The organism is Streptomyces sp. C (genome assembly GCF_000158895.1).
In the GTDB taxonomy this organism is placed as follows: domain Bacteria; phylum Actinomycetota; class Actinomycetes; order Streptomycetales; family Streptomycetaceae; genus Streptomyces; species Streptomyces racemochromogenes.
Genome location: NZ_GG657750.1, coordinates 7,295,395 through 7,298,501 on the forward strand (window position 1 = coordinate 7,295,395; position 3,107 = coordinate 7,298,501).

The following is a 3,107-nucleotide window of genomic DNA, read 5'->3' on the forward strand; positions in this document are numbered from 1 at the left end:
TGACCTCCTTGCCGCGCTCGTACTCCCGCAGCAGGCGGACGCCGTCGTGCCGCAGCTCCGTGGTCAGGCGGCTCGACAGCGCGTTGGCGACGCACAGGCCCGTACCGCCCAGACCCAGGGCGACCACGTGCCGGCCGGCGTGCCGGCGGCCGGCGGGCAGGCGGCTCAGCAGCGCGTCCGCCTCCTCGGCGGGCAGCGCCGGGCCGTCGTCGGCGACCCGTACCGAGCCGTCGGCGGTGAGGGTGATGTGCACGGCCCCGGCGCGGCCGGCCAGGACCTCGTTCACCGCCCGGTCGGCGACCTCGAAGACCAGCTGGTGCAGACCGCGTTCGCCGTCCGACCCGACGTACATGCCGGGTCGCTTCCGGATGGCTTCCAGACCCTCCAGCACCTGGATGCGGGAGGCGTCGTACTCGATGTGGTCCTTGCTCATGAAGTCCCCCTTCGACGGTGTCCAGCAGACCACCACAGCCTAGGCGCGATCTCGCATAACACCAGGTCAGGGCCGCTTCCACCAAACGGTGTACGGCCGGGTGGGCGCCGGGCGCGGGCCCGGACGGCGAACCGGTCCCGGCCCCGGGCATCCGCCGCCCGGGACCCCCGCCGAAGGCCCCCAGGCCCCCTTTCCGGGCGGCCCGCAGGTCCCCGGTTCCCCGATTTCCGGATCCCCGATTCCCGGGCCCCGTCCGGCGCCGGGGCCTCAGACCATGAGCAGCAGCCGCGTCTGCGGTACCAGCTTCCGGTTGACGCTGGTGCTCTGGATGAAGATCGTGAAGTCGTCGTTGTGGTCGGGCTTGACGCGGACTTCCGCGTCGGGCAGGCCGAGCAGGGCGCGGGCCTCCGGTCCGGTGTAGACCCGGTCCGTCTTCTTCTCCAGCACCGCTATCTGCTTTCGCGCCTGCACCTTTTCCGACTTGCTCAGCTGGTAGAAAGCGCAACCGGTGCGGTAGGTGTGCCCGCTCTCGACGACCCATTCCCGGATGGCCGCGTCACGGGCCACCGGAATCAGCTGGTACTTCGACGGATCCGCGGGAGTGAGACCGGCCGCCTCGATCGCCTTCTTGTTGACCGCTTCACCGCCCGTGGAGAAGACCGCCCGCGATCCGCGGATTCCCTTGGTGCGGCCCACCATGAATTTCTCGGTGGCCTCCTGGATGACCTGACCGGCGTCCTCCAGCCCCTGCGTGCTCGTGGCGTCCCAGATGGCGATGTTGTCCTTCGGGAAGCCGCACTGCATGGCTTCGCGCTTGCCCATCTGGTCCGGCACCAGGACGGCCAGCGTCCAGTTGTCGTCCTGCGTCTCGATCATCGTGCCCACGGCCTTCACCAGGTCGGCGGGGGTGCGGCCGGGGGCACCCGGGCACCGGTGGCTGGCGTTCTCCTGACCGTCGGTCAGCACGAAGGTCAGGAAGCTGTGGTCGCCGTACAGCTGGGCGGTCTGTGCCAGCTCCCGCTGCGACTGCAGCGTCGCCGCCAGCAGCGCCGTCATCCCGCCGACCCGGTACAGCTGCTTCAGGGACGGCATCCGCAGCACGTCCTTGTCGTAGATGACGCACTCGACCTTGTTCGAGAACACGTAGACCGTGACCCGGGTTTCCTGGTCCAGTTCCTTGGAACGACGGGCCAGATAGGCGATCTGCTGATCGGCGACGTCGACGACCTTCTGGCTCAGGTGCGACATGGAAGAGCTCGCGTCCAGCACTAGGGCGACGTGATTGATGTAATTCTGGATTCCGGCCATGGCGGACCCCCCTGATTCCGTTCCCGACTTGATGCTCCGATCCTCGCACCCGCCACTGACAATCGGCCTCGGAGCGCTCGCTCAACGGTCCTTGAGGAGCGCGCAGGCGAAGTCCTCCTGGACCGTGCGGAGCCGGGCGAGCAGGGCCGGCTTGTTCCCCTTGCTGGTCTGGGTGTTGACGGAAAAGGTGAGCGACCTCGTGCCGTCGGGCGTGGCCGCGGCCAGCTGCGTGTAGCCGGGGAAGTTGCCGGTGTGGCCGTACAGCACGCCGCAGCGGGTGGTGTACTGGAAGAGCGCGAGCCCGGCGGCGTTGGTGCCGGGGCCGGCGGGCTCGGAGGCGTCCCCGGGGCGGAAGGCGAGCTGCTCCGCGCGGGTCTTCTCCGACAGCAGGCCGGGGCCGCCGTACGCGCGGATGAACGCGCCGAGCTCCCGCGGGGTGGAGACGATCCCTCCGGAGGCCCAGACCCCCGAGGTGCCGACGGCCTCGCTGACGTCCTCGGGCGCGGCGGGCGGGGAGACGTCGTAGCCGTGCAGGAACGGGTGCGGCAGGCGGTAGCCCAGGGGCAGGCTGGTCCGGCGCAGCCCGAGGGGGCGGTACACGAGGGCCTTCAGGAGGTCCTCGTAGCGGCGGCCGGTGGCGGCCTCGGCCATGAGGGCGACGGCGATGTTGTCGGAGTTGGAGTACTCGTACAGGGAGCCCGGAACGAAGAGCAGCGGTTCGCGCGCGACGAAGTCGAGGAGCGTGCGGGGGTCGAAGACGTGCCGCGGGTCGGCTTGGAGGATCCGCAGGAACGCGGGGGCGGCCGAGAAGTCGGGCAGGCCGCTGGTGTGCTGCAGCAGCTGACGCAGCGTCACCGCATGCCAGGCCTCGGGCTGTTCGGGCAGCAGTTCGCCGATGGTGTCGTCGAGGGAGAGCGCCCCCCGGTCCACGAGCCGGAGCGCGACGGCCCCGCTGAACGCCTTCGCGATGCTGGCGATGCGCATGTGGTCGTCGAGGTGCGGTGGTCGGCCGGTGGCGATGTCGCCGACCCCGGCGGTGTACACCCGCGTCCGGTCGCCCCTGGTCAGCACGGCGATCACCCCGGGCGGCCCGTCGTCCTGCGCGACGAGCCGGTCCAGCTGCCGCTGGAGGCGCTCGTCCGGATGCGGGCCGGGCGGCGCCCCGGCCGCCTGCGCGGGCGGGAGCAGCGCGCCGAGCGCGGCGGCGGTGAGCACGGCGGCGGACAGACCGGCGCGGAAACGGCGTACGGAGGCGCGGGTGGGCACGGATGTCTCCCTTGGTGTGCGGCGGGACGGCGGTTCACACCCCTAGGGGGTGTCCGCAAAGTGGCGCCGTCCGCCCGGCGGGGCAGGCGAGACTTTGCGG

General features: G+C 71.2%; 3 protein-coding genes. All 3 read right to left on the reverse strand.

Annotation, left to right across the window (positions count from 1 at the left end):
- A partial coding sequence (locus SSNG_RS42620; RefSeq protein ID WP_241695177.1) for an ATP-binding protein occupies nucleotides 1-433 on the reverse strand: 433 nt, incomplete at its 3' end.
- Between the two features lie 267 nt (nucleotides 434-700).
- A complete protein-coding gene (locus SSNG_RS32440) occupies nucleotides 701-1,741 on the reverse strand; it encodes a vWA domain-containing protein (protein WP_007268176.1) in 1,041 nt (346 codons plus the stop codon).
- 81 nt (nucleotides 1,742-1,822) lie between these two features.
- Nucleotides 1,823-3,007 carry a serine hydrolase domain-containing protein gene (locus tag SSNG_RS32445; RefSeq protein ID WP_007268177.1) on the reverse strand — a complete coding sequence of 395 codons (1,185 nt, stop codon included), beginning with the start codon at nucleotides 3,005-3,007 and terminating at the stop codon, nucleotides 1,823-1,825.
- Nucleotides 3,008-3,107: the final 100 nt, after the last annotated feature.

Bases quoted from the DNA above. Each gene is read 5' to 3' on its own strand.
- SSNG_RS32440 (WP_007268176.1), bottom strand. From the start codon at position 1,741: ATGGCCGGAATCCAGAATTACATCAATCACGTCGCCCTAGTGCTGGAC.